The sequence below is a fragment of the Haliscomenobacter sp. genome, from assembly GCF_033763495.1.
Lineage (GTDB): Bacteria > Bacteroidota > Bacteroidia > Chitinophagales > Saprospiraceae > Haliscomenobacter.
Genome location: NZ_JANRKL010000045.1, coordinates 1 through 4,385 on the forward strand (window position 1 = coordinate 1; position 4,385 = coordinate 4,385).

Sequence of the window (4,385 nt, forward strand, 5' to 3'; positions counted from 1 at the left end):
TTTTTTGCCATCCGTTTTTTCTTTGTCACTTTTAAAAAATAATTTTTTTTTTTTTTTTCCCTCCCCCCACCGCTGGTTATTGTACACGTTGTTTTACTTCGCCGCGGGGGTCCCCCACTTCAAAACTCTCCCTTTACTTCAAAACTTGTAAGTCATGTACTCGTAACTCAAAAAAATCTTCAATTCACTGATAATCATATTTCTAGAGTTTAACAATCAACGTTGTCGTAAACGACCTCCCATCCGAAGGCCAAACTCCCGGCCCCGGATAAATCGTAGGCCGCTTGGTGAAATACTGCGTGTCGGTGAAGTTGCTTACGCTGGCCCGTAGGGAGAAATGTTTGTTGAAACGATAGGTCGCGTTGAAATCGAATAAGCCGTAGGCAGGTACAGTGCCTTTGGAACCATTCGGACTTGGATTAACAGTGTTCTCTGGATCAGAATAACTCATGGCCACCCAACTGTACTGCAAAGCAGCGCTCAATCCACGGTAACGCCCCTGGATGCCATTGCGCGTCATCCACTCTGGAGTAGATTCAATCCGATTGCCCACAATTTCGGTAATTTTACCCCCCGATACCAAAGTACCTTGCACATAACGGGCATCAAAATAAGAGGTTGAAGTAAATACACTGATGTTGGCACTTTTGGTTTGAAGTACATTCACTTCTGTGTAAAACTCGACCCCATGGGTGATCGTATTGCCCAGGTTGGTTTTAAACACCAAAGACTGGCCATTTTCCTGAATAATCGTGCTGCCCATGCGGTTGTTGTAGTGCAGGGCAAAAACGGAAACATCAAAGTGGACACGGTTGCGCCAATTGCCCCGGATGCCCAGTTCGGCATTGAAACCTTTGGCATCCAAAAGGTTGGTGTCGATTTTTTCCAGTGCATTGGTGGGAATCACGTCAGCAAAAATGACCGGGCGGTAAGCTTCTGAAATCCCGGCGTACAAGCTGGCAAAGCCATTCAATTTGTACTGTGCACTGGCGCCAAATAGTGGGAAACGGTGGATGATTGCATTGGGCACTTTGGCTGGAGCGAGGTAAGAAATGGTGCCAGTCATATTGGTGGTACCATTTTCGACCCGCATACCACCCGACACCGACAACCGTGGGTTCAATTGTAAGAGGTGTTCTGCAAATACAGCGATATTCCCGGTACGGAACCACAAATCCCGACCATATCCAGGTGTGATCAAACTCAGGTCGTAGTCAAAACCAGCTGTACCTTTGCCGATCTGTTGACGGTTCAGGTCATTGTTGATGTAGCGTACGCCGGCAATGGTGGTGTGTTTGATGCCACCTGTAGTGAACTGGTGTTTGAAACGCGCTTCAGCCGTGAAGCTATTGAAATAATCGATGTCCACCTGGCGATTGGCGTAAATCCCTGCTGCATTGGGCACGTCTGGTTTGTCTGCAAAACCTACAAACATTACGCTGTTGCGCGTACCGTAAAGGCCATTGGTAATCACACTAAGCTGGGTACGCGGGCTGATTTTCCAGTCCAGATTGAGGGAAGGCACCCAAATGTCGGGAGCATAATAGTTGCGGGCACGGGTGGATTGCCGGGGATTGTCGTAAAACAAGCCGTCAGAAAGTGGCCCTGGGATGTGGTAGTTGTAGTAAGAATGGGCGATTTCGGCCTTGAGGCTTAGCTTGGGTGAAAAAGCATAGGCCAGCGACAGGAATTGGCCATTGGATTTGCTGTCGCCGTTGTCGCGGTAGCCATCCGAAGCGCGGTTGTGCGCATAGGCATAATAGCTGAATTTGCCAATTCTGCCACCAATCGCATGATACATGCTGCGGGTATCGAAAGAGCCATAATTGAACTGGCCTTCGTAGGAAATTTTACGGGTAGTATCCGCCGTTTTGGTCACGTAATTGATCATACCGCCAAAGGTTGCGCCGTATTGCAGCGAGGCCGTTCCCCGGATCAACTCTACTTTTTCCACACTCTCCATCGGGGCGCTGAAGTGGCTGGCGGGGTAGCCATACAAGTCGCTGTTGGTCATTACCCCATTTAGGCGCACGTTGTACTCCCAGGAGCGGTGAGGATCGAGGCCCCGGGTGGCAATGTTGATTTGGTTGCCCGAGCCGTCCATGTCGTACACAAAAACGCCGGGGACTTTGGCAAAGAGCTGACGTCCGGTTTTGTCGGCGAGGTTGACATCCAAATCGGCAATTGTAATCACCTCGTTCTTTTTGCCCGAGGCAATGTAGGTGCCGATTACCTCCGGCAAACGTTCGATCACAGTCTGTTGCTGGCTTAATTCCCGTACAGTGAAGGTGTTGAGGTCAATACTGTTGGCGATCATTTTTACATCAACGTAAAAGTCGTCCTGCAGCGGTACTTCCTGTGGCACATAGCCCAACAAGTTAACTTGTAAGATTTTTTCACTTTGGTTGGGTGGCAGGGCGATTTCAAAACGCCCTTCAGCGTTACTTTCCACTCCGGTACTACCTCCCTTCCAGAGGATGGCAGCGCCTTTGAGCGGCTGGTTTTGGGCATCGGTGATGCGCCCTTTTACCGTTTGGCCTTGGCCCAAAAATGGCAACAGGCACAACAACCCGAGTAAATACTTGTACATAGGATTAAAAATTTTTCAAGAGTTAGAGTAAAATGTGTGTTAGAGCAAAAAATGTGTGTACCCAAAAAATCAGACCTGGCACAAAAATACATTGTGCTGATCAAGCCAAATATGACAAATGTTAGATAATCCATTGTATGTGAAGTTGTATGTAGATAGGAATGCGCAACTGCGCTGGGGCAAAAGTAACAAAGTAGTGGTGAAAATAAAAATACAAGGAAAAATTTTAACGCATTTTAAGTGCTTTTTAATGGAGGGAGCGGACTTTTTTGACAATGAAGGTTGAGAACATTAAAAAAAGGTTGCAAGCAGTCGCGATCAACTGCTTGCAATCTATAAAAATGGGCGCCATACTTAGAGCCAGCCTAATTGTTTTTTACAACTTTAACGAGGCCATATTTCCCATCACTTTTGACTTTGACAAATAAAATTCCCTCGTGATCCAGATTTTGGACTTGGAAAAAATGTTTGTCCGTAACATTGGATGATTTAAGTACCCTTAGCACTCTGCCCAGCGCATCGATGATTTCAACTTCAAGAGGGTTGGCCTTTTCAAGCCTTACTTCGATGTTTAAAACTTCATCGAAAGGGTTGGGGTAGGCACTGATTGAATAAACAGGTAGAATATCACGGGTAGGCGTGGTTGCGGCTGGAGAACCAGAGGGATTGTACCCATTCAGGCGCAAATCTACTGGAGGCTGCCAGGTATTGGATTCATTGAAGATTTTCTTCATAAAACTAGCCCGAGCGGCATCATAGGCTCTCAAACCTGGATAGTAATAATTGCTGCCATTGCTATTGAACCATGTTTGGGCATAAAAACAAAAACATTCAGAACTCTTGCCTCTTTCACTATCACACATGTTGTTGGCATCTACTATGGGGATGTAACCACACAATTCCTGTACAGCATGCCAAAATTCATGTACGCCATGATCAAATTTTCTGAAAGTATTGTCCAGTGGGCGATTGACAATCCCGGTCTTGCAGGTTAGTTCTTCGTTGGCCAAAATGGCTTTTTTAGGTTGACCATACGCGGCCATACCTCTAAATTGAGCGGCATTGGGTTTCGTCATCCAGGTTGTAAAAAACTGACTGGGTACAGCACTGTTCAGGTCGTTTTTATTGATAAGGATCAAACTCTGCCCTTTCAAAGCTGCAAGCGTTTTTACAAGATTAGGGTCTACTTTAGGGTCGGAAGGTTTGGGGGAAACAATGGCATTCAGCATGTTGGTAATCGTCAAATAATAATTGACCAGGACCCAATCACTGCTCGTATTGGTGGCAAAAAAGGTGACGCCATTGGTTCCTTTCAAAAATTTGTTGTACGATGCAGCAATCGCCTCGGCAGAGGTGTTCACGTTGACATTTGGATTGTCCACATAATGGGCGAGCAGGTTCGCCTTGGTGGGCAAGGGCAGAAAATAATCCCTAACCATTTGATTAAACTGGAGCACCCAGGTCTGATTTTTATTACCTGCTACGGGGTTGTCTGCTTGCACTACATTGGTGAAAGACAATGCTTTTGTTGCATTTGCCCCAATCAATTGGTAGGCATTGGTACCGTATTTGTTAACATCCGATGGCTTGATTTCCCATTCTTGCACACCTTGCCCACTAGCAAAGCTGAGTGCACCCGACGCAGAAAGTAAGAGTGGGGAATTTTCTCCCTTGGCTTTATTGATCAATAGCCGTTTGCCGCCTCCAATATCTTTGGTTCGCCACAGGAAGCGATCACAATCACCAGAAGCCGGAATGTTTTCCATCTGTAATTTGCCATTGAGATCGAAGGTAA

The 4,385-nt window shown here is 46.4% G+C and carries 2 protein-coding genes; both read right to left on the reverse strand.

Annotated features, from left to right (window positions below):
* Positions 1-202: 202 nt before the first annotated feature.
* On the reverse strand, positions 203-2,590 hold the full coding sequence (locus SFV55_RS05635; RefSeq protein WP_320028494.1) for a TonB-dependent receptor: 2,388 nt from the start codon (positions 2,588-2,590) through the stop codon (positions 203-205).
* A 365-nt stretch (positions 2,591-2,955) separates the two neighbouring features.
* Positions 2,956-4,385: T9SS type A sorting domain-containing protein (locus SFV55_RS05640; protein WP_320028495.1), on the reverse strand; the 1,430-nt coding region annotated here is incomplete at its 5' end.

What these genes read in the sequence shown, in the direction of transcription:
- SFV55_RS05635 (WP_320028494.1), bottom strand. Translation starts at nt 2,590, where the DNA reads ATGTACAAGTATTTACTCGGGTTGTTGTGCCTGTTGCCATTTTTGGGC.